The sequence below is a fragment of the Mucilaginibacter terrenus genome (genome assembly GCF_003432065.1).
GTDB lineage: Bacteria > Bacteroidota > Bacteroidia > Sphingobacteriales > Sphingobacteriaceae > Mucilaginibacter > Mucilaginibacter terrenus.
On record NZ_QWDE01000002.1, the window covers coordinates 1 to 24418 of the forward strand.

The following is a 24418-nucleotide window of genomic DNA, read 5'->3' on the forward strand; positions in this document are numbered from 1 at the left end:
CCGAGCCCGGCTCGTTGAAGCCGATGTGGCCGGTACGGCCGATACCGAGGAGCTGCAGGTCCAGCCCGCCCAGTTCTTCTATCTGGTGCTCGTAGTTGAGGCAGAAGGCGGCTACCGCGTCCTGCTCCAGGGTACCATCGGGTATATGCACGTTGGCACGGTCGATATCTACATGGTCGAAGAGGTTCTCGTTCATGAACGTAACATAGCTTTGCACCGCGTCGGGTTTCATGGGGTAGTACTCGTCCAGGTTAAAGGTGATCACGTTCGAGAAGGACAGGCCTTCTTCCCGGTGCTGGCGCACCAGCTCGGCGTATACGCCTACCGGCGTTACACCGGTTGCCAGGCCCAGCACCGCTGGTTTGCCTGCTGCCTGCCTGCTGCGGATCAGGGCGGCTATACGCCCTGCTACCGCCAGCGAGGCTGTCTTCTGATCGGCATACACCGTTACCGGCAGCTTCTCATATCGCGTCTCTTCTAGTAAATTTAATCGTGCCATAAAGTAAGATTGTGATGGTTACACAAATGGTTGAAAACAAATATATCAGGATAATTATACAAAGGCCGTTTTAATTTACATTTGTGGATACAGCACCACCTATGAATAAAAACCTGCAAAAACTGTTCAAAATAGCGCAAAAACCGGAACGGTTGGCGATAGGCCTTATGTCGGGAACTTCGCTTGACGGGCTGGACATTGCCCTTTGCAGTTTCAGCGGGAATGGCATGAAAACGGCTTTTAAACTGCTCAATTTTGTCACTATGCCTTACGAAGAAAGCTTTAAGGACGAGGTTAAAGAAGTGTTTGCTAAAAAGGATTCGGTAAGCCTCGAAAAGGTTTGCCTGCTGAACGCTTTCATCGGCAGCTTCCATGCAGAATTGATCTTAGAAGCACTTAAAAACTGGGGTGTCACCCCATCAGATGTTGACCTGATCGCCAGCCACGGGCAAACAATTTATCACGCCCCGCAGCATCAACATAAAAAATCCGCCTATGGCAATGCCACACTGCAAATAGGCGACGGCGACCATATAGCCATAAAAACAGGTATTATTACTATAAGCGATTTCCGCCAGAAACACATTGCAGCCGGGGGAGAAGGCGCACCATTAGCCTTATACGGCGATGTAGTATTGGGCAGTAAGGCTGGGGAGAACAGGATACTACTGAATATCGGCGGAATAGCAAATCTCACTTACCTTCCACGAGACGGCGACCTGACTAAAGTTATGTGCACAGACATTGGCCCGGGTAATACGCTTATCGACGCAGCATGCAGGGAATACTTTAACAAACCATTTGACGAGGATGCAACCATCGCCTACTCAGGAGAAGTAAACGAAGTGTTACTCGAAGCTCTTTTGCATCACCCGTTCTTTAACGAAACACTTCCAAAAACCACCGGGCCTGAGCTTTTCAACCTTGCTTACGTAGCCGATGCGCAGCAGGCCACGCGTACCTTAAATATTCAAAAAGCCGACCTGGTTGCTACCCTAAGCGCCTTTACCGGCCGTTCAATTGCCGGCTTTATCCGGCAACATTTCGATAACAACCAGTTACATATTTATGCAAGCGGCGGCGGTGCCCGGAGTCCTTTTATCATCAACTACCTTAAAAAAGCATTACCTGGAACCTTTATAAGCAATAGTGATGTGTTGGGTATAAACGCCGACGCAAAGGAGGCTATCCTTTTTGCTTTGCTTGGTAATGAGGCTGTTTGCGGTGAGCCGCTCCACATAGGCAACAATCCCGCGGTACTTATGGGTAAATTCAGCTTTCCTAATTGAGCCGCTTTGCCGTATATTGCAGGCAAAAATATTCACCTCATGACCGCTTATAAATTTCTCCTGCAGGCACACTCCGGTTTCAGATACATCGTAATCCTACTATTAGTAGTAGCTATAGTTACAGCACTTGCCGGCTGGTTTGGCAAAAAAACATACACCAATGGCAACCGCAAGTTAAACCTGTTCACCATGATCTCGGCGCATATACAACTGCTGCTTGGCTTGGCGCTGTATTTTGTGAGCCCTTTTGTGAAGTTTGATTCGGGAACGATGAAGGATGACACCACCCGTTACTGGACAGTTGAGCACATTGCCATGATGGTATTTGCAATCGCGCTGATCACTATTGGGCATGCACGTTCGAAAAGGGCACAGCTTCCTGAAGGGAAACACCGCGTAATAGCAATTGCTTATTTATTAGCCACTTTGGTAGTAGTGGTGGCTATTCTGCAGAGTCAGCGTGGCCTTTTTGGTATGACACACTAATAAAAAGACAGAAATAATTTGCTAATTCAATTTTCTTTATAAATTTGCTCCCCGGTCATGAAAAAAACTACAAACAATATGTATTGGTGGCACCAGTTAACACTGGCGGCCGGATAGTTTTTTTCATGATATACTGATCAAATATAAACCTGAATTGAAACCCGGCGGATGCTCATCCCCCGGGTTTTTTATTTAACAACACTAACGAAACTAATGACGACATATAAAATAAACACAACGCACAAAAAGCTGCTTGCAGATACCACAACGCCAGTAAGCATTTACCTGCGCCTGCGTGATGTTTTCCCAAACTCGCTGCTGCTGGAAAGCTCCGATTACCATAGCCGCGAAAACAGCATGAGCTACATCTGCTGCATGCCGGTTGCCGGGCTGGTGCTTGATAACGATGAGTTAAAAAAGAAGTTTCCCGACGGAACAGAAGAAGTAAGTACTAAAGGAACCTTCGATTTACCGGATGAGATAAGTGGCTTTTTAGGTCGCTTTGATACGGATGCGTTAACGTCTAAGATCATCTCTAATGGTTTGTTCGGCTACTTTACGCATGAGGCAGTTGAATACTTTGAGACCATTAAGCTAAAAGAAGCTACAGATACCGCGCGCAAAATACCGGTAATGCAGTACCACATTTATAGCTATATTATTGCTATAGACCATTTTAAAAATGAACTCTACATATTTCATAACCAGGTTGAAGGCCAGCCGGAAACCAATGGGCTGGAAAAACTGGAATATCTAATCAAAAACAAAAACTTCCCTGAATACAGCTTTCAAACTGATGGCAACGAGCAGTCTAACCTCACCAATGAGGAGTTCATCGCTATTGTAGAAAAAATGAAACAGCACATCTACCGGGGCGATGTATTCCAAATAGTCCCTTCACGGGCATTTTCCCGTAAGTTCCTGGGCGATGAATTTAACGTTTATCGCGCCCTGCGTTCTATCAACCCGTCGCCTTATTTGTTCTATTTCGACTTTGGCGATTTCAGAATCTTCGGTTCCTCACCAGAGGCGCAGATTACTATAAAAAACAACGTAGCAAGCATTTTCCCAATCGCCGGCACGTTTAAACGCAGCGGCGATGATGTAAAAGACGCAGAGATAGCACGCCAATTGGAGAATGACCCCAAAGAGTCTGCAGAGCACGTAATGCTGGTAGACCTTGCACGAAACGACCTTAGCCGCCATTGTGAGCAGGTAAGCGTGAAAGCGTTTAAACAGGTGCAGTATTACTCGCACTTGATCCACCTGGTTTCGCATGTAAGTGGCAAATTAAAGCCGGATACGTCATCTTTTAAAATAGTTGCTGATACTTTTCCTGCCGGTACATTAAGTGGCGCGCCAAAATACCGGGCAATGGAAATTATCGACGAGAACGAGAAAACCAAACGCAGTTTTTATAGCGGAGCAATAGGCTATTTAGGATTTAACGGCGATTTTAACCACGCCATTATGATCCGTTCTTTCCTGAGTAAAAACAACACCTTGCACTACCAGGCAGGTGCCGGCATTGTAGCGGGAAGTGTGGCCGAAAGCGAGCTTAAAGAAGTGGATAACAAAATAGCGGCGCTTAGAAAAGCAGTGGAATTAGCGGAGGAGCTATAAACCCCCTAGCCCCCTGAAGGGGGAACAGAATTGATATTTTAGACAAGATTATTATGAGTGAAAATATAAGCTTAAAAAACTTCATACCGAATAGACCGGGCGGCATCCTGATCATCGACAATTATGATTCATTTACTTACAACCTGGTACACCTGGTGAACGAGATCGGTTTGGAATGCGACGTATGGCGGAACGACCAGTTTGCGATTGACGACGTGGATAAGTACAGCCACATCATCCTTTCGCCAGGACCGGGCATTCCCTCAGAAGCGGGTTTATTGCTGGAGGTGATAGAAAAGTATGCACCAACCAAAAGCATGTTTGGTGTATGCCTTGGGCAGCAGGCCATTGCAGAAGTGTTTGGCGGCAAGCTGTACAATCTGCCTCAGCCAATGCACGGCATTGCTACTCCTATAAAAGTGACCGACAACGAAGAAAAGCTTTTTGCTGGATTGCCACAGAACTTTAAGGTGGGCCGTTACCACTCTTGGGTTGTAGAAAAAGAAATGCCTGAAGTGCTGTCGGTGACCGCGATAGACGAAACGGACAATTCGGTGATGGCTTTACGCCATAAGGATCATGACGTGCGCGGCGTGCAGTTTCACCCGGAATCTGTATTGACCGAATACGGCAAAGAGATGATGCAGAACTGGCTAAATGGCTAGTACGTTAATATTATTTTATAACTTGACAATAAACTTCTCCCGCAAAAGGATTAAGACGGCATGACGATACTTGATAAAATTGTAGCACAAAAAAGGCGTGAGGTTGACCGCGACAAACGCGAGACCACCTTTATGGAATTAGAAGAGTCCGAGTACTTCAACAGAGAAACCTTTTCGTTCCGCAAGTTTTTACTTGCTGAGGACCGCACCGGTATTATAGCTGAGTTTAAGCGTAAATCTCCTTCAAAGGGCATTATTAATGATGAGGCACTGGTAAAAGAGGTGACAAAAGACTACGCAGAAGCAGGTGCATCGGCATTATCGGTTTTAACGGATAAGCAATTTTTTGGTGGCCGCAAAATGGACCTTGTACGTGCCCGAAGAGTGAATGCTATACCTGTATTGCGGAAAGAGTTTATGATTGACGAGTACCAGGTAGTAGAAGCAAAAGCGTTGGGTGCCGACATCATATTGCTGATAGCCGCAATACTTACCCCGGCCGAAATAAAGAATCTCGCAGGGCTGGCCAAAAGCCTTGAACTGAACGTCCTGTTGGAAGTGCACAACCTGGAAGAATTAGAACGTAGCATTGACCCAAACCTGGATGCCATAGGCGTAAACAACCGCAACCTGGCAGATTTTACCGTGTCGGTTGAGAATTCCTACCGTTTGGCAGAACATATACCACCCGAGTTTATGAAAATATCGGAAAGTGCCATTAGCGATCCGCAGACCATTAAGGATTTGAAGAAAGCGGGTTTTAACGGCTTCCTAATTGGAGAGAACTTCATGAAGCAGGCAGACCCAGGTAAAGCTATGCGGGACTTTGTAAGCCAGTTAAGCTAAGTACAAGCCAGTTTCATGCCCACAAACCTAAACACCGAACAAAAAGCTGCATTTAAAGCCATTCAGAAGTTTCTGGCACATCCCTCGGCAAACGTATTTGTACTGCAAGGTTATGCGGGCACCGGTAAAACTTTCCTGATGCAGGAACTGGCCAAATGGCTTAAGCAGGAAGCACAGGAGTTTTGCATGCTGGCGTCTACAGGCAGGGCGGCTACTGTTCTTAAGGGCAAAACAGGTTTTACCGCCCGAACGGTACACAGCGAAGTTTACAACTTCAGCGAAATAGGAGGGCTGGACGAAGAGGCTGTTCGTGGCGGCAGCGCTATGGCAGACAACCAGCTTTCCTTACAGTTTGCCATTCGCACAGCAGACGAAGATACCCGCCTTTACATTATCGACGAGGCATCCATGCTCTCCGGCGACACGCAAACCAACTCCAACTTTGCAACGTTTGGTTCGGGTAACGTGCTCCAGGATCTGTTTGCTGCTGCCGGGAAAAACAAGATCATTTTTGTGGGTGACCCGTGCCAGTTACCGCCCGTGGGTAGCTCACTCAGCCCGGCACTGGATGTGAACTGGCTTAATATGCAGGATAAAATAGCCTTATCTGTCCGGCTGCAGAAGATTGAGCGGACTGTAGCCGGCAACGACATCTTAAAGCTTGCCGGCAGCATTCGGCAAATGTTTGACGAAGGTGTCTATGAACTTTACCCCAAGATACCGGCATCTGGCCACAGCAACGTGAAGCTGTTTGCTTCTGACGAAGACCTGCTGAAACATTATTATACAACCTACAGTAATAGCGGCCCTGCTGAAACATTGGCAATTGCCCGTACCAACTGGAAAGTGCAGGAAATAAACCGCTTTATGCGCCAGCAGATCTATGGCGATGCATACGTCCCTTTGCAATTGAACGAAGTACTGCTCGTTAGCCAGAATAACCTTAAAGTTCCATTAACCAACGGCGACTTTGTACGCGTAACGGAGTTGTTAGAGACCTCTCAAAGGGAAGGGCTTAAGTTTCAAAAAGTAAAAGTGAAAACTTTCTTGTCGGATACAGAATATACCCTGCTGCTATCCCTGGATGCCCTGCACAGTTTAAAAGGAGAGCTGACCCAGGAGCAAAGCCAAAGCCTTATGATGGATTTTAGTTACCGTATGCGGGCTAAAAATATTTCTCCAAGGTCCGCCGATTTCCGTAATGCTATGCTGGCCGATGAATACTATAACTGCCTTAAGGCTACCTTTGGTTATGCAGTAACCTGTCACAAAGCACAAGGCGGCGAGTGGAAGAATGTTTATCTCTTTTTAGATAATGACAAAAATGGCATGTACCGCATGCCTCCGGCAGATCTTTGCAAATGGTGGTATACGTCAGTTACACGTGCACGGGAGACCCTGCACCTGGTGAAACATTGGTGGGTTAAATAACTTCGCATCGCAAGCTGTTCAATGTCGTGTTATGTTCATTTAAACCAAATGCTTATCTTTGCGTCACTACTACAAAATGTAATTCCTGATTAAACAAACCGTTACGCGTATCCGCTGTATTCTCTCTATAATACTAACAGAGAGCCTAATTATAGATTTATTTAAACGAGTTACGGATCAGTCTGTAACATAATCGTGCCTGATATTATATATGAAACAAAAATTTTATAATACTGCTGTGAAGCAGGAAAAAGTTGTGCTGGTTGGTGTAATAACACCTAACGAGACCGAAGCACAGGAAAAAGAATATTTAGAAGAACTTGAGTTTTTGGTCGCTACAGCCGGCGGCCTTACCGTGAAAAGCTTTACCCAAAAACTTCAGCGCCCCGAGCGTGCCACCTTCGTAGGCACCGGTAAACTGGAAGAGATAAAAGAATATGTTGTTGCCGAAGAAATAGATATTGTTGTTTTTGACGATGAGCTATCGCCTTCACAATTGCGTAATATCGAGCGGGAACTTAACGTGAAGATCTTGGATCGCAGTAACCTTATACTGGACATATTTGCTGGTCGCGCTCAAACTGCCCAGGCAAAAACACAGGTAGAACTTGCCCAACTGCAATATCTGCTGCCCCGTCTTACCCGGCTATGGACCCACTTAGAGCGCCAAAAGGGTGGTATCGGTATGCGCGGACCTGGTGAAAGCCAGATTGAGACCGACCGACGTTTGATCCTGAACAAAATTTCTTTGCTAAAAGAACGGCTCAAACTAATAGACCGCCAGAACGAGACGCAACGCAAGAACCGGCAGGAACTTATAAGGGTGGCACTAGTGGGGTATACCAACGTTGGTAAATCTACCATCATGAATATGCTGTCCAAATCTGACGTGTTTGCCGAAAATAAACTCTTTGCAACGCTGGATACTACGGTTCGTAAGGTAGTGATTGAGAACGTGCCTTTCCTGCTTTCAGACACGGTTGGATTTATCCGTAAGCTGCCTCACCATTTGGTAGAGTGCTTTAAATCTACACTTGATGAAGTGCGGGAAGCAGATATACTGATACATGTGGTAGACATTTCTCACCCTACGTTTGAGGATCAGATACGCACAGTTAAGGAAACACTTAAAGACCTGGGAGCGGCTGATAAAAAGACCATCACCATCTTTAACAAGATAGACGCTTTTAATCCGGAAGATCACAACATTAACATTGAGCAGCAACCGCTCACCATGGAAGATTTCCGCAATAGCTGGATGGCCAAAAACAACAGCCCGGCGCTGTTTATATCGGCTACGCAGAAAGAGAACATAGATGAATTCCGCAGCTTTTTATACAAGGCCGTGAAAGAAATACATACTGAACGTTACCCGTACGATAACCTGCTGTATTAAGCATTTTCCTCCCATATTGCACAAATGTGCAATATGGTTTGTACCGCCTTATGCATGTCCTGTACCGATACCCATTCCTGTTTACCATGGAAAGCGTGTTCGCCAGCAAAAATGTTAGGAGTAGGTAGCCCCATAAAGGATAATCTGGAGCCATCCGTTCCGCCGCGTATACTGCAAAGCTTTGCTTCCACTCCGGCGCGGCGGATGGCCTCCATTCCGTAATCAACAATTTGCGGGTGCTGTGCCAATACGTTCTTCATATTCCGGTACTGCTCTCTTACCTTTAGCGTATAGGTGGAATTAGGGAACCGCTTTAACACCTTATCCGCTACACCCCGAATCACATCTGCATGCGCCTTCAATTTATCATCTTCAAAGTCCCTGATGATAAAATCTATGGTAGCCTGCTCAATATGTCCGGCAATATCTACCGGGTGTACAAACCCCTGCATATCTTCCGTGCCTTCTGGTGAAAGCTCATATGGTAACCCAGCCACTATCTGTGCTGCAATTTTAATAGCGCTTTCCATTTTACCTTTAGCAAAGCCCGGGTGTGTACTTACGCCGTTTATGGTCAACCTGGCACCATCTGCAGAAAAGGTTTCATTCTCCAGGTTTCCTGCGCTTTCTCCATCAATAGTATAACAGGCAAAAGCACCAATTTTGGTTATATCTGCTTTGTCTACTCCGCGGCCAATTTCTTCGTCCGGCGTAAATAGTATTTTAACTACTCCATGCTGTATCTCAGGATGGTTCATCAGCTGGTAAGCCGCATCCATTATCTCTGCCACTCCTGCCTTATTATCTGCACCCAAAAGTGTATTGCCGGATGCGGTAATAATATCATTGCCTATCTGGTTCTTAAGGTCGGGGTGCTCCGCCATTCTAAGTACCTGTGTGGGATCATCAGGCAGTACTATGTCGTCGCCATTGTATTTGCGATGCACTATTGGTTTAACATCTTTTCCGCTGCAATCAGGCGCGGTATCCATGTGCGAGCAGAAACATATAACAGGCACATTTTCCTTTTCGGTATTTGCCGGAATGGTTGCATACACGTAGCCAAATTCGTCCAGATGCGCATCAGCGATGCCTATGGCCAGCAGTTCTTGCACAAGCAGCCAGCCTAAATCTTTCTGCTTTTCTGTAGAGGGGCATGTTGTTGACCCAGGGTCGGACTGAGTATCTATTTGCACATATCGCAAAAATCTTTCTGTTGCTGTAAATCCAAGCTGACTGGTAAAATCCATATCTTAGTAAAATATTCTGCAAAGCAGATGTGCAAAATTGTAAATAATCCTAACTAATTATTTTGAGAAAGTACATTTTATTGGCCGTTGTAGTTTGTTTTGCATTTGCTGCCCGGGCACAGGGTGGGTTTAATTACAACCAGTTTGGCTTTGGTGTTAGCGCAAGCGCCATAAGGCCCTTTGCCGATCTTAAAAAAAACTATACCGACTACAGCATTGCTGCAAACCTTACCTACTATTACAATCCCTACGTTCCAATTGTTCTTGAGTTTCAAACCGGAAAGCTGCGGGGCGGCGGCGACGCTGTAACTGATGATAAGGACACCCGTAAGTTCAACAATAACTTTAAGGCTGTTGTATTGTACATTAACTATGGCCTTGGCGATGCTATTGATTACGACCGCAGCGCTTTCCTTAATTTTGTAAAGAACTTTTATGGTGGTATTGGCGGGGGCTTTATATTGAATAACGTTAAAGTTAACCGTTACAGTTTGCTTCAGCCGGATTATAAATTTCCTGGTAAGGATAAGAGCGTGAACTTTACAGTGCCGCTAAGGATAGGGTACGAGATCAAGATTTATGATGATCTGCGTTACCCAAAGTTCGGGATTGACTTCGGCTATCAGCACAACATTACCTTTGGAGAAGGCTTGGATGGATATGCAGACCCGACATCTAAATTTAAAAACAACTCACCTGATCAGTATCGCCAATTTACGGTTGGATTGAAATACAATTTTGGAAGCGAATCCAGCTATTATAAATAATAATCGGGCACTAACGTGAATATTGAAGAATTAAGAGATTACTGCCTTAGCAAACCTGCGGTTGCAGAAGAATTTCCTTTTGGAAATGACACCCTTGTTTTTAAAGTTGGTGGTAAAATATTCCTGTTGGCCGGCCTTGATGATGGCCAGCACTTTAATGCCAAATGCGAGCCGGAACTGGCGCAGGACTTTCGCGAACGTTATAGTGAAGTACAGCCGGGCTATCACATGAACAAAAAACACTGGAACACGGTGTTTATGGGTGGTGCGTTAAGCCGTAAACAACTCTGCGAAATGGTAGACCACTCGTACGAACTAGTTGTAAAAAGCCTGCCTAAAAAGTTACAGAGCGAAATTGCAACCGAAGGCTAAACTATCAGCAGCGTGAGTATATTTGCCATATTACCATGAAAAAAACGCTTGCGCTATTTGCCTTTATTTTCTTATTTGCTAACTCCTTTGCCCAGCTTACACCTTTTGAAAAAAGCAGCGATAAGAATTATACACCCACTTACCCGGAGATAATCGGTTATTACAGCTCCTTAGCTAAGCAGTATCCCCAAATGAAACTGCAGAACTACGGGATGACGGACGCAGGCAAACCCCTTACATTAATTACGCTTTCCCGTGATAAAGTTTTTGATCCTGCATTGATTAAAAAGCAAAATAAACGGGTACTGCTCATTAACAACGGCATACATCCGGGCGAGCCGGACGGGATTGATGCCAGCATGATGCTCGCCCGGGATCTGCTTAAAAAGAACCTGCTGCCGAAGGACGTAGTAATATGCATTATAGCCCTATACAACATTGATGGCAACATGAACCGCGGCACCTCCAGGGCAAACCAGAATGGCCCGCGGGCATATGGCTTCCGTGGTAATTACCGTAACCTTGACCTTAACCGCGATTTTATCAAAGTTGATAGCAGAAACGCGCTTGCATTCGCACAGATATTGAATACCTGGCAACCGGAAGTTTTGCTTGACAACCATGTGAGCGATGGCGCCGATTACCAATACGTGATGACGCTTATTGAAACACAAAAAGATAAGCAGAACCCGCTTTTAGCAGATTACACGGCTAAAACAATGACCGCCGACTTGTATAAAGGCATGAAGAAGAGCGGCTTCGAGATGATTCCGTACGGTGCGGGTGAATCAGGATTGCCGGATTCTGGTATTGTAAGCTTTATGGAAACTCCACGATTTTCTACGGGCTTTGCAGCACAGCACAACATCATTAGCTACATGACGGAAACGCACATGCTAAAACCCTATGACAAGCGTGTGTATGCTACCTACTACTTCATGCAGCACCTGATAGACATTTGCCAGCGCGATGCTAAAGTAATAGGCAACCTTAAAAAGAAGGCAGATGCGGAAGTTAGCGCTCAGAAAAGCTTTGCACTTGCCTGGCAGCTCGACAACAGCAAAATAGACACCATTACCTTCAAGGGCTTCGCTGCCGATTACAAAACCAGCGAGGTTAGCGGGTTAAAACGCCTTTATTACGACAGGACGAAGCCATACACCAAAACGGTTAAGTTTTACAACACGTACAAACCTTCGGTAATTGTCGACAAGCCTTTGGCGTATATAATTCCGCAAGCATGGGGTAAAGTTATAGAGCTGCTTAAGCTCAACAAAGTTGCAATGAAGCAATTCACGCACGATACCACACTGGCCCTGCAGATGTACTACATAGGCGATTACAAATCACCTCAGCGGCCTTATGAAGGCCACTACATCCATACTGGTGTTAAGGTAAATCCCATAGACATGAAGGTAAAGTTCTTCGAGGGCGATTACGTGATATATGTAAACCAGCCCATTAACCGTTATGTTGTGGAAACGCTGGAACCGCAGGGCGTGGATTCCTTCTTTGCATGGAACTTCTTTGACTCGGTACTGGGGCAAAAGGAATATTTCTCCGACTATGTTTTCGAAGACATAGCTGCCGACCTGTTAAAGAAAGATCCTGAACTTCGTAAAAAGCTGGATGATGAAAAAGCTAAGAACCCGCAAATGGCTAACAGTGCAGGCGCGCAGCTTAACTTTGTTTACCGCAATTCGCCCTATTTCGAAAAAACGTACCTGCGCTATCCTGTAGGTAGATTGTTAACCGATGCTAAACTCGATCTGAAATGATGGAATACCTGATGGTTGCTCCTGTAGCTTCCATAATATTTGCCTTAACGCTGGCAACTTCTCTTTACGCTTTTTCCAATGAGAGTATTTATGGCAAGTTTATCCTTAACCCGTACGAGGTATCCCGCGGTTATCGGGTATATACCATAATTACAAGCGGACTGATACATAAAGATTGGAACCATTTGTTCTTCAACATGCTTTCATACTACTTCTTTGCTTTTCAGCTGGAGGCAGTATTGGGGCACTGGCAGTTTGGAGTACTATATTTTGTCAGCATGATACTTGCCGATCTGCCGTCCATTCAAAAACATAAAGACGACACCTGGTACAATACACTTGGTGCATCCGGGGCAATCAGCGCAGTGGTTTTCAGTGCTATTTTGTTCAATCCCCGTGGCGAGATGGGGTTGCTAATTATTCCGGGGATCAGTTTCCCTGCCTGGGTATTTGGTATACTATACCTGGTATACTGTCACTTCGCGTCTAAGCATGCACGGGACAACATCAACCACGACGCTCACTTATTTGGTGCGCTTAGCGGTATACTCATCACCATCATTCTTCACCACAGCGTAGTGAACGATTTTATATCTCAGTTCAGCGGGGCAAATTAATATCTTCCGTAGAAATACGGTTACCATCTGCATTAAACAGGAAACTCTTTGGATGTTCCGGGTCTTTTATAATCTCGAACAATAGAAAGCCCCAATTCTTCCAGAAGTTCTCCAATACTTGTCCATAGGTTTTTACTATCCAGTCGTCAAATAGTGGCTTGCTGCTCATGCCGCGCAACGGCATTGCTTCTATGTACACCTCCTCCCCAACAGGTAAAATATTGTACTCCGGCAGGCGGTTAAACAGATAGGCAGAATAAAACACCCGGGCCGAGAACTCCTCAAATTGTATGGGATGCAGCCTGTCGTCTTTTATCTGCTTGTATATTTTTTGGTGGTATCGGGCATTGGCTCCATTATCTTGAAGGCACATCACCAAGCCAAAATCTTTTATTCGCAAGGCAAAAGTCTGGGTGTTTATTTCATCACGGTATCCGAACTCCTCCGGCTGGTTATCCACCTGAAAAAGGAAAAGGCTGTAAGGAGTAAAGTCTTCAAAATGTATTGGCTGGTTGAGGCTTTGCAGCATCAGGTGCAATTGCCCAAATTTATGGATAATAGCCTGCGACATGCTGAACTCCTCGCCCTGGGCATGCTGCATTTTTATGCCTGCTTGTATCTCATTAAAAATTATGCCGTACAACAACTTCCCTACCCATTGGAATAGCTTCAGGCTGTCAAGTGATTTTACTCCTTTGTATCCATTGGCAAACGCATTAGCTACATCAGCTTCCAATGGTTCCAGATACTGTTCGTTAACGTTTGCGGCGCAGGGTATTTTAAGGTCTTTATAAGTGGCCATGCTCTCGTCAAGCATTTTAAATGGCTTATCTTCCAGCGCGTACATACTCATTAACCATTGTGGAAAAACCTGGATCTTTTCCTCCGTACTGCTCAGCGCCTGCCCGGTAAGGAAGCAGTTGCGGTTGCTAAAGTTAAACAGGTCGAAAGGCTTATAAATTCGTGCGGCCATAGCGGCAAAGATAAGCAGCTTTTTAAATGATTATTTTAGCTTTGAGTTTTATGGGGTAAATATGACCCTGCAACCCTCAAACAAACACCACAGGGCATAATAATATGAAACTGACCTGGCAGCCATTCAATTTACAGCTTAAGCATACTTTTACTATAGCCAGGTTTTCGCGTAGTTCAACACCAATAATGCTGGTACAGGCAGAGCATGAAGGCATAACAGGCTATGGCGAAGCATCTATGGTGCCCTACATGGGCGAAAGCCACCAAACCGCGGCAGACTTTCTTAGCCGTGTTGATCCAAGCCAAATAAGATATCCCCTCAACTTTAATGATGTTATTGCTTATCTCGACAGTATAGCCCCAGGCAATCCGGCGGTAAAAGCTGCTATAGACGTTTCCCTGCATGACCTCCAAGGAAAGCTGCAGCAAAAGCCTTGTTGGGAAATAGCAGGCAGCCTGCCGGACAAGATGCCGGTAACCAGCTTCACCATTGGTATAGACACCAGAGACGTGATCTTGCAAAAAGTGCAGGAGGCTGCAGGCTTTAAAGTAATCAAGGTAAAGCTGGGACGCGATAACGACAGGGAGCTTATACAAACAATCCGCTCGGTAACTAACGTGCCCTTGTACGTAGATGCCAACCAGGGCTGGACAGACCGCAAGCAAAGCCTCGACCTGCTGTACTGGCTGCAGGAACAAGGTGTAGTGTTGGTAGAACAACCCATGCAGAAGACAGATGTAGAAGGCAACGCCTGGCTTACCGCGCACAGCCCTATTTCGTTAATCGGCGATGAAGCCGTACAGCGCCTGGCTGATGTTGACAAGGCAGAGGGTGTTTACCATGGTATAAATATTAAGCTAATGAAGTCTGCCGGTATGCATGAAGCTTTGTTAATGATTAAGAGAGCCCAACAACTCGGGCTGAAGGTGATGATCGGCTGCATGAGCGAAACCAGTTGTGCAACGCTTGCCGCGGCGGCATTAGCACCACAATGCGACTGGGCAGATCTGGACGGGCCATTCCTAACCTCTAACAACCCCTACCGTCTGCCAGATTTTGAAGATGGTAAGTGGGTACTAAACAAACAGCCCGGGCTGGGCCTTTCCCTTTAACCACGACAGCTCTCGTTTTTTAAATAACCGTCAGGTTTACAGATAATTTATATAATTTCATGGCACTAATTATTCCTGTCATGAAAATAAAATATCTGTTGCTTTTGGCATTTTGGCCCATGGTGTCATCTGCGCAGTCAGTAAAAACCTATCACGTAAAATCGCCCGATGGTAAAATTGATGCCAGCGTTAACATCGGCAGCAATATACAGTGGTCTGTAAAGTATAACCAAACAGATGTGATCACCCCATCAGCTATTGGGCTGGTACTTAGTAACGGTGCCGTACTGGGCAACAACCCGGTGGTTAAAAGCAATACAACGGTTAACAAAGATGAGTCGTTTAGTACTCCTATCTACAAACGGGCCCGTGTTCGCGATAACTATAACCAGCTTACTCTGAAGTTTAAAGGTGACTATGGCGTAATCTTCCGCGCGTATAACGATGGTGTTGCTTACCGCTTTGTTACTTCGATAAATAACGAGCTGACCATTAAAGACGAGGAAGCGAATTTCAATTTTGCTGACGATAATCAGGGCTTCTTTCCGCTTGTAAATGACTATCGTAACAAGGACAAGTTCAATACATCCTTTGAGGCACACTACGACAACATCAAAATATCGGCAATGAAAAAAGATGTGCCTGCGTTTTTACCTGTCGTGGTAAGTGTTAGCGACCAGATTAAAGCCGCCGTAATGGAAGCAGATATTGAAGATTATCCCGGCATGTACCTCACCAACAATGGTACGGGTTTACATGGCGTATTTGCAGCCTACCCGGCAGAACAGGGCACTGGGGGTTATTCATCAATGAACTACGTGGTGAAACAAAGGGCTGATTACATTGCCAAAACTAGTGGTACCCGCAGCTTTCCGTGGCGCGCCGTTGTTATCAGTACCGAAGACAAACAGCTTGCGGATAACGATATGGCGCAAAAACTGGCAGCCCCATCAAGGATAAAGGATATCTCGTGGGTAAAACCTGGTAAAGTGGCCTGGGACTGGTGGAACGACTGGAACATTAGTCATGTTTCTTTTAAAGCAGGGATAAACGTACCAACCTACAAATACTATATAGATTTCGCCGCAGCAAATAAACTGGAGTACATTATTATAGACGAAGGCTGGTCCAGCGATACCGACCTGAACAAGATCTCTCCGGACATCAACATTCCCGAGGTGGTAGCCTATGCTAAAGAAAAAAATGTAGGCGTTATCCTTTGGGCAAGCTGGTTTGCCACCATGCAGCAAACAGATGCAGTGTTTGACAAATACTCCAAAATGGGTGTTAAAGGCTTTAAAATAGATTTTATCGACCGGGATGACCAGTTCGCTGTAAGGTCGCTTTACGAGATAGCGCAAAAAGCTGCGGACCACCACCTGTTGGTAGATTACCATGGTATGTACAAACCTTCGGGCATGCAGCGTACTTTTCCGCATATCCTGAACTTTGAGGGTGTAAAAGGCCTGGAGAACATGAAGTGGGGGGTAGACAACCAACCAGGCTATGATGTAAGTGCACCGTTCGTCCGAATGCTGGCTGGGCCAATGGACTACACACCAGGCGGCATGCGCAACGCACCGAAAGGCGATTTCAGGCCGGTAAATAACAACCCCATGACGCAGGGTACCCGCACCCACCAACTGGCTATGTACCCAATATTTGAAGCACCCCTGCAAATGCTGGCAGATAACCCAACCATATACATGCGTGAGCAGGAGAGTACAGATTTTATTGCGTCCGTTCCGACTACATTTGATGAAACCGTAGCGCTAGATGGCAAAGTGGGTCAGTTTATTAGTCTTGCACGCCGCAAGGGCAACACGTGGTATGCAGGCACCATGACCAATTGGGACGCACGTGAAATTACCATAGATCTTTCCTTTTTAGGTGAAGGCAGCTATAAAGCTGTAATATTTGAAGACGGTATAAACGCCAACCATAATGCAACCGACTATGTGCGTAAAGAACTAACCGTTAGCGGCAAAGACAAACTTACCGTAAAGATGGCATCCGGTGGGGGCTGGGCTGCACGGTTTGAAAAGCAGTAGAAAGCACAAATGTTATGTAAATAAACAAAAAGAGGGGATCGCAAATGCGATCCCCTCTTTTTGTTATGACATGTAGATTATTGCTACAACTCTTCGTCGTGCTGGCTGATGTCCAAACCTGCAAGTTCCTCCTCTTTTGTAACACGAAGCGGACTGATCAGGTCGGTAACTTTCAATAGTATGAATGAACCAACAAACGCAAACACTGATACAGCTACCAATGCGATAAGGTGTTTTACAAACAATGCGCTATCGCCGTAGAACAAACCATCTGCACCTGCGCTGTTAACGCTTTTTGTAGCAAATACGCCGGTAAGTATCATACCCACCATACCGCCTACACCGTGGCATGGGAATACGTCAAGCGTATCGTCGATATTGGTTTTTGAGCGCCACATAACCATAAGGTTACTTACCACCGCTGCAACTATACCAATGATGAGCGAGCTGGATACCGTTATAAAACCGGCAGCCGGTGTTACAGCAACCAGGCCCACTACAGCGCCTATACAAGCACCCAAGGCGGATGGTTTTTTACCACGCAGCATATCAAAGAATATCCATGACATAGCAGCTGCGGCAGACGCGGTAGTTGTAGTTGCTAATGCAGTAGCAGCAAGCTCGCCGGACGTTAACGCAGAACCCGCGTTGAAACCGAACCAACCGAACCAAAGTAAACCTGTACCCAGTATTACGTAGCTGATACGTGCAGGGGTATGTGCTTCCTCAACCTCGTTACGTTTTTTGAGATAGATGGCCGATGCCAAAGCTGCCCAGCCTGCAGACATGTGTACCACGGTACCACCTGCAAAATCCAGAACGCCCATCTTAAAGAAATAACCTTGTGGATGCCATGTTGCGTGGGCAAGCGGGATATAGATGATTACGATAAAGAGGGTGATGAATATTAAATAGGAATTGAAACGGATACGTTCGGCAAAGGCACCGGTAATAAGCGCCGGTGTAATAACCGCGAACTTTAACTGGAACATAGCAAATAATATAACTGGAATAGTGCCCCAGGCAGTGCCAATGGTATTCTGCATCATGAAGAATGATTTAGGATTACCAATAAAACCTAAACCGCCAACATCCTCGCCGAAGGCCATACTAAATCCAAATACTACCCAAATGATAGTGATAAGGCCCATACAAACAAAGCTTTGAAGCATTGTAGAAATAACGTTCTTTTTGCGAACCATACCGCCATAGAAGAAAGCTAGGCCTGGTGTCATTAATAATACAAGGGCTGTAGAAATTAGCAACCAGGCAATGTCCGCCGCGTTGAATTCAGCTGGTTTAGCCGCCGCCACGTTGCCCGGGTACATTAGCGCCAGGATAACAACAATGACAAGAATGCCAAAAGGTACAATTTTTTTCATGTGTTTAGTGATAAGAAATTGATAAATAGTTAGTTAATAGGGTTGTTTACTATGTTAGGTGGTGGATAGCCTTCAAAACGCAAGTAGTATGAGTTATAAAGGCCGATGTATAGCTTATTACAAAAAAGAATGGAACGGAAATAATATCAATTGGATGTTTCTGTAAGGTCTCACTGCAGCTTGATAATAATCTGTAAGCTTTAAAACAGGGAAGTAAATAACAGACACTAAAATCCTTTCAGGAAAATTTAAACTGCCTTTAAACGGATTTTCTTGATCTTTTTTAATGCTAAATGGGTGATTTAAATCCGAAAAAGCCGGACTTAAGCTGTTAAAAGCATTAAACGTGGTTCTGCTTGTAACAAAATAAGCATTGTTTCTAAAAAAAGCGTTAGCAAACAACAATAATGCCTCTATTGGTAAGAGAAAAGTTAATATATGTCTATATTTTCTTATCGGCATACCCTAAAAGTAGCATATTAAAATCAATATTTCAAAAACAACATCATATTTTTATAATTTTTTCACAATAATACACCTAATTTGAGCTTAGTAGTAAAATAACTACCAAAATAGTATACCTTTTTATTAAAATAATATCGATGGACCTCAAAAAGATATTAAACGCTATGGCGGATTATTTAAATAAGGAAAGTTGCCCGGAATTGCTCTTGGGTTTCGCCTCCGGGTCAATAAAGTTTGATACTGTAATTCCCAGCAATCTTATTCGGCTGTTTTCCGTATCTGTAGCCAGCAGCAGTTCCCGGGCAGTCTGTAGTATAATCTCCAGGTCGCTTACGCATTGAGGCAGCGAAACACTTCGGGTAATTTGCCTGAAATCGCTGTATTTTATTTTTAAAGTAACCGTGCGGCCCTTTAATTGGTATTTCATCAAGCGCTGATGTACAATCAGGGCAATCTTAGCCAGTTCTGCGTTCATCTCCTCCACCGTGGTGAGATCATAAGCAAAGGTATCTTCTGCACCCATCGATTTGGTTTCGCGGTGTGGCTGCACTTCCCGGTCATCTATCCCTCTTACAATTTTATAGTAAAAGGAACCAGCTTTGCCAAAGTTCCTTATAATCTCTTCTTCGGTAAGTTGCTTAAGGTCAGCGCCGGTAAAAATACCCATCTTAGTCATCCGGTCGGCAGTGACTTTGCCGATACCGTGAAACTTTTCCACGGGCAGCTTTTCCATAAAGGCCTCTATAGAAGATGGGCCTATAAACGTGAGTCCATCGGGCTTTTGCATGTCCGATGCTATTTTTGCCACAAATTTACTCACCGAAACGCCTGCTGATGCCGTAAGGTGTAACTCGTCTTTAATTGCCTGCTTTATCTGTGTGGCGATAGCAATAGCCGAGCCGATGTTCTTTTTATCCGCTGTAACATCAAGGTACGCCTCATCAAGCGAAAGTGGTTCAATCAGATCGGTGTACCGGCAAAAAATCTCCCGTATTTTTTCAGACACTTCTTTATACACCGCAAACCGTGGCCTTACAAATATGGCATGCGGGCAAAGCTTCAATGCTTGTTTACTGGGCATGGCGGACCGTACACCAAACTTGCGGGCTTCATAACTCGCGGTAGCAACAACACCACCGCGGCCCTCCGGCAAACCGCCAACAACAAGCGGCTTACCACGATACTCCGGGTAATCGCGTTGCTCTACCGACGCGTAAAATGCATCCATATCAATATGAATGATCTTTCTGCGTGTTGTTCTTACGGCCTCTTCCACAAATAGATTATTGTTGTTGCGTATTCGCTTATCTTTACAAAAGTAAACGCACAGACCGAAAAATTGTATGTCATCCCACCACATTGTACGCGAGAAACAAGAACCGGCGCTGCTGCTGTTAAGCTTAGATAACTTTGACGACGAACTACTCGGTCAGCTACTGGAGTGGAGCCCTACTGTAATTGCCACTTCAAAAACAGCCGAACAGGTTTACGCTTTTGGTATTAAAATAGATGTGATTGCTGATGATCACAGCCAGGCAGACAACCAATCAAATATTAAACAAATCCGCCTTAATGGACAAAGTACCACCAATGCTGTACTCAACCACCTGGTAGAAGCCGGGTACCCGGCAGTGAATATAATTGCTGATGAATTAGACATTGCCGCTACAGAGCAATATGGCAATAGCATCAATATCGTTTGGTTTTGCCATGATGAGAAAGTCTTCCCAATCCGCAGCGGCTTTAAAAAATGGAAGCCAAAAGGAGAGCAGATCAGGGTATTATCCGACACATCAACACTGGAGTTTGAAGGCCTGGAACGTGTTGCACCTAATATTTACTCCACCACTGCTGATGGCTTTTACAGCTTCACTTTCCATGAGCCGTTATTGTTTATAGCAGAGCAAATTATATAAGCTATTTCACTCCGAAATAAACTGCGATTTACAGCAAAAATAATTTAAGCTTTGTTAAACCGTTAGTGTAGTTCTTAGTCTATACATCATCAGCGTAGAAAACTGAGGCAATCCTAATTTCAAAATGAAAATGTCATATAAAAAATTATTATCAATCGCCTTTACCGGCCTGTTTGGCCTGTTCCTGGCGTTACCCGCAGTTGCCCAGCACAGAGGTGGCGGAGGCGGCGGTGGTCGCTCCTTTGGTGGCGGTGGTGGCTTTAGTCGTGGCGGAGGCGGTTTCGGCGGAGGCGGCTTCAGCCGTGGTGGCGGTAGCTTCGGTGGTGGCAGCAGACCTTCCGGCGGCAGCTTTTCAAGGCCTCAAGGCACATTCAGCCGCCCGGGTGGCGGCAGTTTCTCACGCCCTAACGTAGGTGTTTCGCCGCAGCGCGGTTATTCACAAGGCGGCTTTTCACGCAGCCCACGAACTAATGGCTACTATGGTGGCGGCTTCAACAGAGGCTCTATAGGTACCCGTGGTAGCTTTGGCCGTGGTGCTTACGCTTACCGTGGCGGCAACTATGGCCGCGGCACTTACCGTGGTGGTTTCTATGGTGGTTACCGTAACGGGTATCGTTCGTACTATTATGGCCCACGCTATTTCAACCGTGGTTTTTATAACTATCGTGGTTATTACAACAGCTATTACCTGCCACGTATTGGTTTCAGCATAGGCGTATTGCCTTACGGTTATTACCCGTTCTATTGGGGCGATTACCAATACTACTACAGCGACGGCTTATACTATCGCCAGTACAATAACCAGTATACCGTGGTTGAACCGCCGGTTGGCGCGCAAGTGAATTCTTTGCCATCAAACGCAGAGTCTATCACTATTAATGGCGAGCAGTACTTCGAATCAAACGGTGTTTACTATCGTGCAGTTACCAAAGATGACGGCAGTGTAGTGTACGAAGTTGCAGGTAAAGACGGTGAACTAAACACCGGCACTGACGGTGACGACGGCTCTTATTCGTCAGCTGACGATGCGCCGCTACAGGTAGGCGACATTGTTGATCAATTACCTCCTGATAGCCGCAAGATAAAAGTGAATGGCGAAAAGCTATTCGTTGCTCCTGACGGAACTTATTTCCAGGAAGCACGTGACGAAGACAACAAAAAAGTTTATAAGGTGGTGGGTTTGCCCGGCGATGAACAGCCTGCAGACGACGATCAAAAATAAATTTCTGAGCTAATGTTTTAGTAAAGGCGTGATGGTGGTATCCATCATGCCTTTCTTATTTTAACTGGCTGCCTTTTCAAATTAATGAAAACTATTTGCAACCAGTATAGTAGTACTTATAACACTTTAAATGTACTACTATGGAAAATCATGATCACACTAACCTTATACAAAAGCTGCTTGCTTGTGTAGCAGCATGCGAAAATTGCGCAACTGCCTGCCTTAACGAGGATGATGTTAAACCTATGGTGCGCTGCATAAGCCTGGATCGCGACTGTGCCGATCTGTGTTCTCAAGCTGCGCGACTGCTTGAGCGCAAATCAGAAATAGCGCACCAATACCTGCTGCTTTGCGAAGAAATTTGCCGCATGTGCGCCGAAGAATGCGGTATGCACGGGCATGACCATTGCCAGATTTGTGCCGACGCATGCCGCCAATGTGCCGAAGCTTGCCATATGCACCACGAGAGGATAAACCAGGACTAAGCGCCAGGCTCATAGCTCAAGGGTGGCATATTGTTGCTACCTTTGCGCTATGATTGACGTTTTGCTTAAAAAAGGAAAAGAAAAAGCGGTGCTGCAAAGGCATCCGTGGGTATTTTCCGGTGCGATAGAAAAGGTAAAAGGCAACCCTGCTAACGGCGAAATTGTACGGTTGGTGAATGCACAGGGGGCTTTCATGGCTTATGGCTTTTACAATAATCAGTCGCGGGTTGCGGTGCGATTGCTGGAATGGGACGAAAGCGTTGCTGTAAACGATGACTGGTTTCGCAATAAAGTTAGGATAGCTGTTGCAGGCCGCGCGCATATCCTTGCAAGCGGCGAAACAGATACCTGTCGGCTGATTTTTAGCGAGGCCGACTACCTGCCCGGCCTAATTGCCGATAAATATGCAGACCACCTCGCTTTACAGGTGCTCACCTCGGGCATACAGAATGCTCTTCCTGTTATTATTGATGAGCTTCAGCAACTACTGTCACCATTAAGTATTTACGATAAAAGCGATGCCACATCGCGTGCGCACGAAGGTTTGGAAACCACCAACACCCTGCTGGCCGGCACACCTCCACCCGAGCTGGTTATGGTTAAGGAAAATGGAATTACTTACGGCATTAACATTGCCGAAGGACAAAAATCAGGCTTTTACTGCGACCAGCGGGATAACCGACGCTTACTGGCGTCGTATTCGAAAGGTAAAAAAGTGCTGGACTGCTTTAGTTATACAGGCGGATTTACACTTAATAGCCTGCGCGAAGGTGCTGCTTCCGTTACCAGTGTGGACAGCTCGGCACTTGCAATAGAGACCCTGAACGAGAATATCAATCTCAACAACTTCAACAATACAGAGCATATTGCCATTAAATCGGATGTTAACAGCCAGCTGCGCAAGTTTAGGGAAGAAGGCGATAAGTTCGATGTAATTGTGCTAGACCCGCCTAAGTACGCGCCATCCCGTTCGGCATTGGACAGGGCTTCACGCGCTTATAAAGACCTTAACCGTATTGGCATGCAGCTGCTAAACAGCGGTGGCTTGCTGGCCACATTTTCATGCTCGGGCGCTATGGATATGGAAACATTCAAACAAGTGCTTGCGTGGGCTGCGCTGGATGCAGGTAAGCAAGTGCAATTCATCTACCAGTTCCACCAGCCGGAAGATCACCCGGTACGTTCATCTTTTCCGGAGGGTGAGTATCTCAAGGGGCTGCTTTGCCGGGTATGGTAAAAACAATGCCGGATAACTACCTCAGTTATCCGGCATAATATTATCACAATAGCCCGTAAAGCATTTACTCCAGGGTTATCTGCCTTTTAATGCTTTCTTCTAAAGAAATAAAGGTCTCGGTACGTTGTATACCTTTTACACTTTGTATTTGTTCATTTAATACCTCACGCAGGTGGTTGGTATCATGGCAAACTATCTTCGCAAATATGCTCCAGCTGCCGGTAGTATAATGTAGTTCCACAATTTCGGGAACCATTTTCAACTGTTTTACTGCTTCATTGTATTGCGAACCTTTCTCTAAAAATATGCCCAGGAACGCTGTAACGTCATAACCGAGCTTTTGAGGGTTAACTTCCAGGCTGGCACCTTTTATCACACCCAACTCCTCCAGCTTCTTCATCCGCACGTGTATTGTTCCGCCTGAAACGATCAATTCCTTTGCAATCTCCGTGTAAGGAGTGGTTGCATTTTTCATCAAAATTGACAAAATCTGGATATCAAGATTGTCAATTTCTAAATTTTGGGGTTTCCTGTGAGGCATATTTTTTAATAT

24 protein-coding genes are annotated in these 24418 nt (G+C 45.5%); 17 read left to right on the top strand and 7 right to left on the bottom strand.

Going from position 1 to position 24418, the window contains the following annotated elements; translation table 11 throughout:
• The coding region (locus DYU05_RS10540) for a 6-phosphogluconolactonase (protein WP_205771857.1) at positions 1-499 on the bottom strand (499 nt) is incomplete at its 3' end.
• Between the two features lie 101 nt (positions 500-600).
• On the opposite strand from DYU05_RS10540, the gene DYU05_RS10545 reads away from it, so the two are divergent.
• From DYU05_RS10545 to hflX, 7 genes are all read left to right on the top strand, one after another.
• On the top strand, positions 601-1788 hold the full coding sequence (locus DYU05_RS10545) for an anhydro-N-acetylmuramic acid kinase (RefSeq protein ID WP_117383023.1): 1188 nt from the start codon (positions 601-603) through the stop codon (positions 1786-1788).
• 39 nt (positions 1789-1827) lie between these two features.
• A complete protein-coding gene (locus DYU05_RS10550) occupies positions 1828-2274 on the top strand; it encodes a cytochrome B (protein ID WP_117383024.1) in 447 nt (148 codons plus the stop codon).
• Between the two features lie 213 nt (positions 2275-2487).
• Positions 2488-3897 (top strand): anthranilate synthase component I family protein, encoded by a 1410-nt coding sequence (locus DYU05_RS10555; protein ID WP_117383025.1) that lies wholly within the window; start codon positions 2488-2490, stop codon positions 3895-3897.
• 53 nt (positions 3898-3950) lie between these two features.
• Positions 3951-4562 carry an anthranilate synthase component II gene (locus DYU05_RS10560; protein WP_117383026.1) on the top strand — a complete coding sequence of 204 codons (612 nt, stop codon included), beginning with the start codon at positions 3951-3953 and terminating at the stop codon, positions 4560-4562.
• 60 nt (positions 4563-4622) lie between these two features.
• Positions 4623-5408 carry an indole-3-glycerol phosphate synthase TrpC gene (gene trpC, locus DYU05_RS10565; RefSeq protein ID WP_117383027.1) on the top strand — a complete coding sequence of 262 codons (786 nt, stop codon included), beginning with the start codon at positions 4623-4625 and terminating at the stop codon, positions 5406-5408.
• A gap of 15 nt (positions 5409-5423) precedes the next feature.
• On the top strand, positions 5424-6839 hold the full coding sequence (locus DYU05_RS10570) for an ATP-dependent DNA helicase (protein ID WP_117383028.1): 1416 nt from the start codon (positions 5424-5426) through the stop codon (positions 6837-6839).
• A gap of 211 nt (positions 6840-7050) precedes the next feature.
• Positions 7051-8235 (top strand): GTPase HflX, encoded by a 1185-nt coding sequence (hflX, locus tag DYU05_RS10575; RefSeq protein WP_117383029.1) that lies wholly within the window; start codon positions 7051-7053, stop codon positions 8233-8235.
• On the opposite strand, the gene pepT is transcribed toward hflX, so the two are convergent.
• Entirely contained in the window at positions 8232-9485 is a 1254-nt protein-coding gene (pepT, locus tag DYU05_RS10580) for a peptidase T (protein ID WP_117383030.1), read from the bottom strand. The two genes, hflX and pepT, sit on opposite strands and share 4 nt — an antisense overlap.
• Positions 9486-9547: 62 nt before the next feature.
• Between pepT and DYU05_RS10585 the strand changes: the two genes are divergently transcribed.
• From DYU05_RS10585 to DYU05_RS10600, 4 genes are read left to right on the top strand one after another with little or no spacing between them, the layout of a single operon-like run.
• Positions 9548-10252: an outer membrane beta-barrel protein gene (locus DYU05_RS10585; RefSeq protein WP_165852050.1), complete on the top strand. Its 705-nt coding sequence runs from the start codon at positions 9548-9550 to the stop codon at positions 10250-10252.
• A gap of 15 nt (positions 10253-10267) precedes the next feature.
• The gene (locus tag DYU05_RS10590) at positions 10268-10624 is read left to right on the top strand and encodes an MmcQ/YjbR family DNA-binding protein (RefSeq protein ID WP_117383032.1); all 357 of its coding nucleotides are present in this window, start codon (positions 10268-10270) and stop codon (positions 10622-10624) included.
• Positions 10625-10659: 35 nt separating this feature from the next.
• Complete coding sequence (locus tag DYU05_RS10595; RefSeq protein ID WP_117383033.1) at positions 10660-12402, top strand: M14 family zinc carboxypeptidase; 1743 nt, start codon at positions 10660-10662, stop codon at positions 12400-12402.
• A complete protein-coding gene (locus tag DYU05_RS10600) occupies positions 12399-13019 on the top strand; it encodes a rhomboid family intramembrane serine protease (protein ID WP_317127854.1) in 621 nt (206 codons plus the stop codon). The genes DYU05_RS10595 and DYU05_RS10600 overlap by 4 nt, the downstream gene beginning before the upstream one ends.
• Here the strand turns inward: DYU05_RS10600 and DYU05_RS10605 are convergent.
• Complete coding sequence (locus DYU05_RS10605; RefSeq protein ID WP_117383034.1) at positions 13003-13992, bottom strand: hypothetical protein; 990 nt, start codon at positions 13990-13992, stop codon at positions 13003-13005. The two genes, DYU05_RS10600 and DYU05_RS10605, sit on opposite strands and share 17 nt — an antisense overlap.
• A 104-nt stretch (positions 13993-14096) precedes the next feature.
• On the opposite strand from DYU05_RS10605, the gene DYU05_RS10610 reads away from it, so the two are divergent.
• The gene (locus DYU05_RS10610; RefSeq protein ID WP_117383035.1) at positions 14097-15107 is read left to right on the top strand and encodes a dipeptide epimerase; all 1011 of its coding nucleotides are present in this window, start codon (positions 14097-14099) and stop codon (positions 15105-15107) included.
• Positions 15108-15187: 80 nt separating this feature from the next.
• A complete protein-coding gene (locus tag DYU05_RS10615; RefSeq protein WP_117383036.1) occupies positions 15188-17158 on the top strand; it encodes a glycoside hydrolase family 97 protein in 1971 nt (656 codons plus the stop codon).
• 83 nt (positions 17159-17241) lie between these two features.
• Here the strand turns inward: DYU05_RS10615 and DYU05_RS10620 are convergent, their stop codons facing one another.
• The 3 genes from DYU05_RS10620 to dinB form a co-directional block, all read right to left on the bottom strand.
• Positions 17242-18540: an ammonium transporter gene (locus DYU05_RS10620; protein ID WP_117383037.1), complete on the bottom strand. Its 1299-nt coding sequence runs from the start codon at positions 18538-18540 to the stop codon at positions 17242-17244.
• Between the two features lie 117 nt (positions 18541-18657).
• Positions 18658-19002, bottom strand: a complete 345-nt coding sequence (locus tag DYU05_RS10625) for a hypothetical protein (protein WP_133300215.1) — start codon at positions 19000-19002, stop codon at positions 18658-18660.
• 175 nt (positions 19003-19177) lie between these two features.
• A complete protein-coding gene (gene dinB / locus DYU05_RS10630; RefSeq protein WP_262511259.1) occupies positions 19178-20281 on the bottom strand; it encodes a DNA polymerase IV in 1104 nt (367 codons plus the stop codon).
• Between the two features lie 67 nt (positions 20282-20348).
• On the opposite strand from dinB, the gene DYU05_RS10635 reads away from it, so the two are divergent.
• The 4 genes from DYU05_RS10635 (at position 20349) to DYU05_RS10650 (ending at position 23865) form a co-directional block, all read left to right on the top strand.
• Positions 20349-20921, top strand: a complete 573-nt coding sequence (locus tag DYU05_RS10635) for a thiamine pyrophosphokinase (protein ID WP_133300216.1) — start codon at positions 20349-20351, stop codon at positions 20919-20921.
• Positions 20922-21051: 130 nt separating this feature from the next.
• Positions 21052-22143, top strand: a complete 1092-nt coding sequence (locus DYU05_RS21130; RefSeq protein ID WP_165852051.1) for a DUF6515 family protein — start codon at positions 21052-21054, stop codon at positions 22141-22143.
• 140 nt (positions 22144-22283) lie between these two features.
• Complete coding sequence (locus DYU05_RS10645; protein ID WP_117383041.1) at positions 22284-22628, top strand: four-helix bundle copper-binding protein; 345 nt, start codon at positions 22284-22286, stop codon at positions 22626-22628.
• A 49-nt stretch (positions 22629-22677) separates the two neighbouring features.
• Positions 22678-23865, top strand: coding sequence for a class I SAM-dependent rRNA methyltransferase (locus tag DYU05_RS10650; RefSeq protein ID WP_117383042.1), 1188 nt, complete (start codon positions 22678-22680; stop codon positions 23863-23865).
• A 64-nt stretch (positions 23866-23929) separates the two neighbouring features.
• On the opposite strand, the gene DYU05_RS10655 is transcribed toward DYU05_RS10650, so the two are convergent.
• Positions 23930-24406 (bottom strand): Lrp/AsnC ligand binding domain-containing protein, encoded by a 477-nt coding sequence (locus DYU05_RS10655; RefSeq protein ID WP_067188338.1) that lies wholly within the window; start codon positions 24404-24406, stop codon positions 23930-23932.
• Positions 24407-24418 lie beyond the last annotated feature (12 nt).

Coding starts and splice junctions, on each gene's coding strand:
- DYU05_RS10545 (WP_117383023.1), top strand. CDS start 601: ATGAATAAAAACCTGCAAAAACTGTTCAAAATAGCGCAAAAACCGGAA.
- DYU05_RS10550 (WP_117383024.1), top strand. CDS start 1,828: ATGACCGCTTATAAATTTCTCCTGCAGGCACACTCCGGTTTCAGATAC.
- DYU05_RS10555 (WP_117383025.1), top strand. CDS start 2,488: ATGACGACATATAAAATAAACACAACGCACAAAAAGCTGCTTGCAGAT.
- DYU05_RS10560 (WP_117383026.1), top strand. CDS start 3,951: ATGAGTGAAAATATAAGCTTAAAAAACTTCATACCGAATAGACCGGGC.
- trpC (WP_117383027.1), top strand. CDS start 4,623: ATGACGATACTTGATAAAATTGTAGCACAAAAAAGGCGTGAGGTTGAC.
- DYU05_RS10570 (WP_117383028.1), top strand. CDS start 5,424: ATGCCCACAAACCTAAACACCGAACAAAAAGCTGCATTTAAAGCCATT.
- hflX (WP_117383029.1), top strand. CDS start 7,051: ATGAAACAAAAATTTTATAATACTGCTGTGAAGCAGGAAAAAGTTGTG.
- pepT (WP_117383030.1), bottom strand. CDS start 9,485: ATGGATTTTACCAGTCAGCTTGGATTTACAGCAACAGAAAGATTTTTG.
- DYU05_RS10595 (WP_117383033.1), top strand. CDS start 10,660: ATGAAAAAAACGCTTGCGCTATTTGCCTTTATTTTCTTATTTGCTAAC.
- DYU05_RS10600 (WP_317127854.1), top strand. CDS start 12,399: ATGATGGAATACCTGATGGTTGCTCCTGTAGCTTCCATAATATTTGCC.
- DYU05_RS10605 (WP_117383034.1), bottom strand. CDS start 13,992: ATGGCCGCACGAATTTATAAGCCTTTCGACCTGTTTAACTTTAGCAAC.
- DYU05_RS10610 (WP_117383035.1), top strand. CDS start 14,097: ATGAAACTGACCTGGCAGCCATTCAATTTACAGCTTAAGCATACTTTT.
- DYU05_RS10615 (WP_117383036.1), top strand. CDS start 15,188: ATGAAAATAAAATATCTGTTGCTTTTGGCATTTTGGCCCATGGTGTCA.
- DYU05_RS10620 (WP_117383037.1), bottom strand. CDS start 18,540: ATGAAAAAAATTGTACCTTTTGGCATTCTTGTCATTGTTGTTATCCTG.
- DYU05_RS10625 (WP_133300215.1), bottom strand. CDS start 19,002: ATGCCGATAAGAAAATATAGACATATATTAACTTTTCTCTTACCAATA.
- DYU05_RS10635 (WP_133300216.1), top strand. CDS start 20,349: ATGTCATCCCACCACATTGTACGCGAGAAACAAGAACCGGCGCTGCTG.
- DYU05_RS21130 (WP_165852051.1), top strand. CDS start 21,052: ATGTCATATAAAAAATTATTATCAATCGCCTTTACCGGCCTGTTTGGC.
- DYU05_RS10645 (WP_117383041.1), top strand. CDS start 22,284: ATGGAAAATCATGATCACACTAACCTTATACAAAAGCTGCTTGCTTGT.
- DYU05_RS10650 (WP_117383042.1), top strand. CDS start 22,678: ATGATTGACGTTTTGCTTAAAAAAGGAAAAGAAAAAGCGGTGCTGCAA.
- DYU05_RS10655 (WP_067188338.1), bottom strand. CDS start 24,406: ATGCCTCACAGGAAACCCCAAAATTTAGAAATTGACAATCTTGATATC.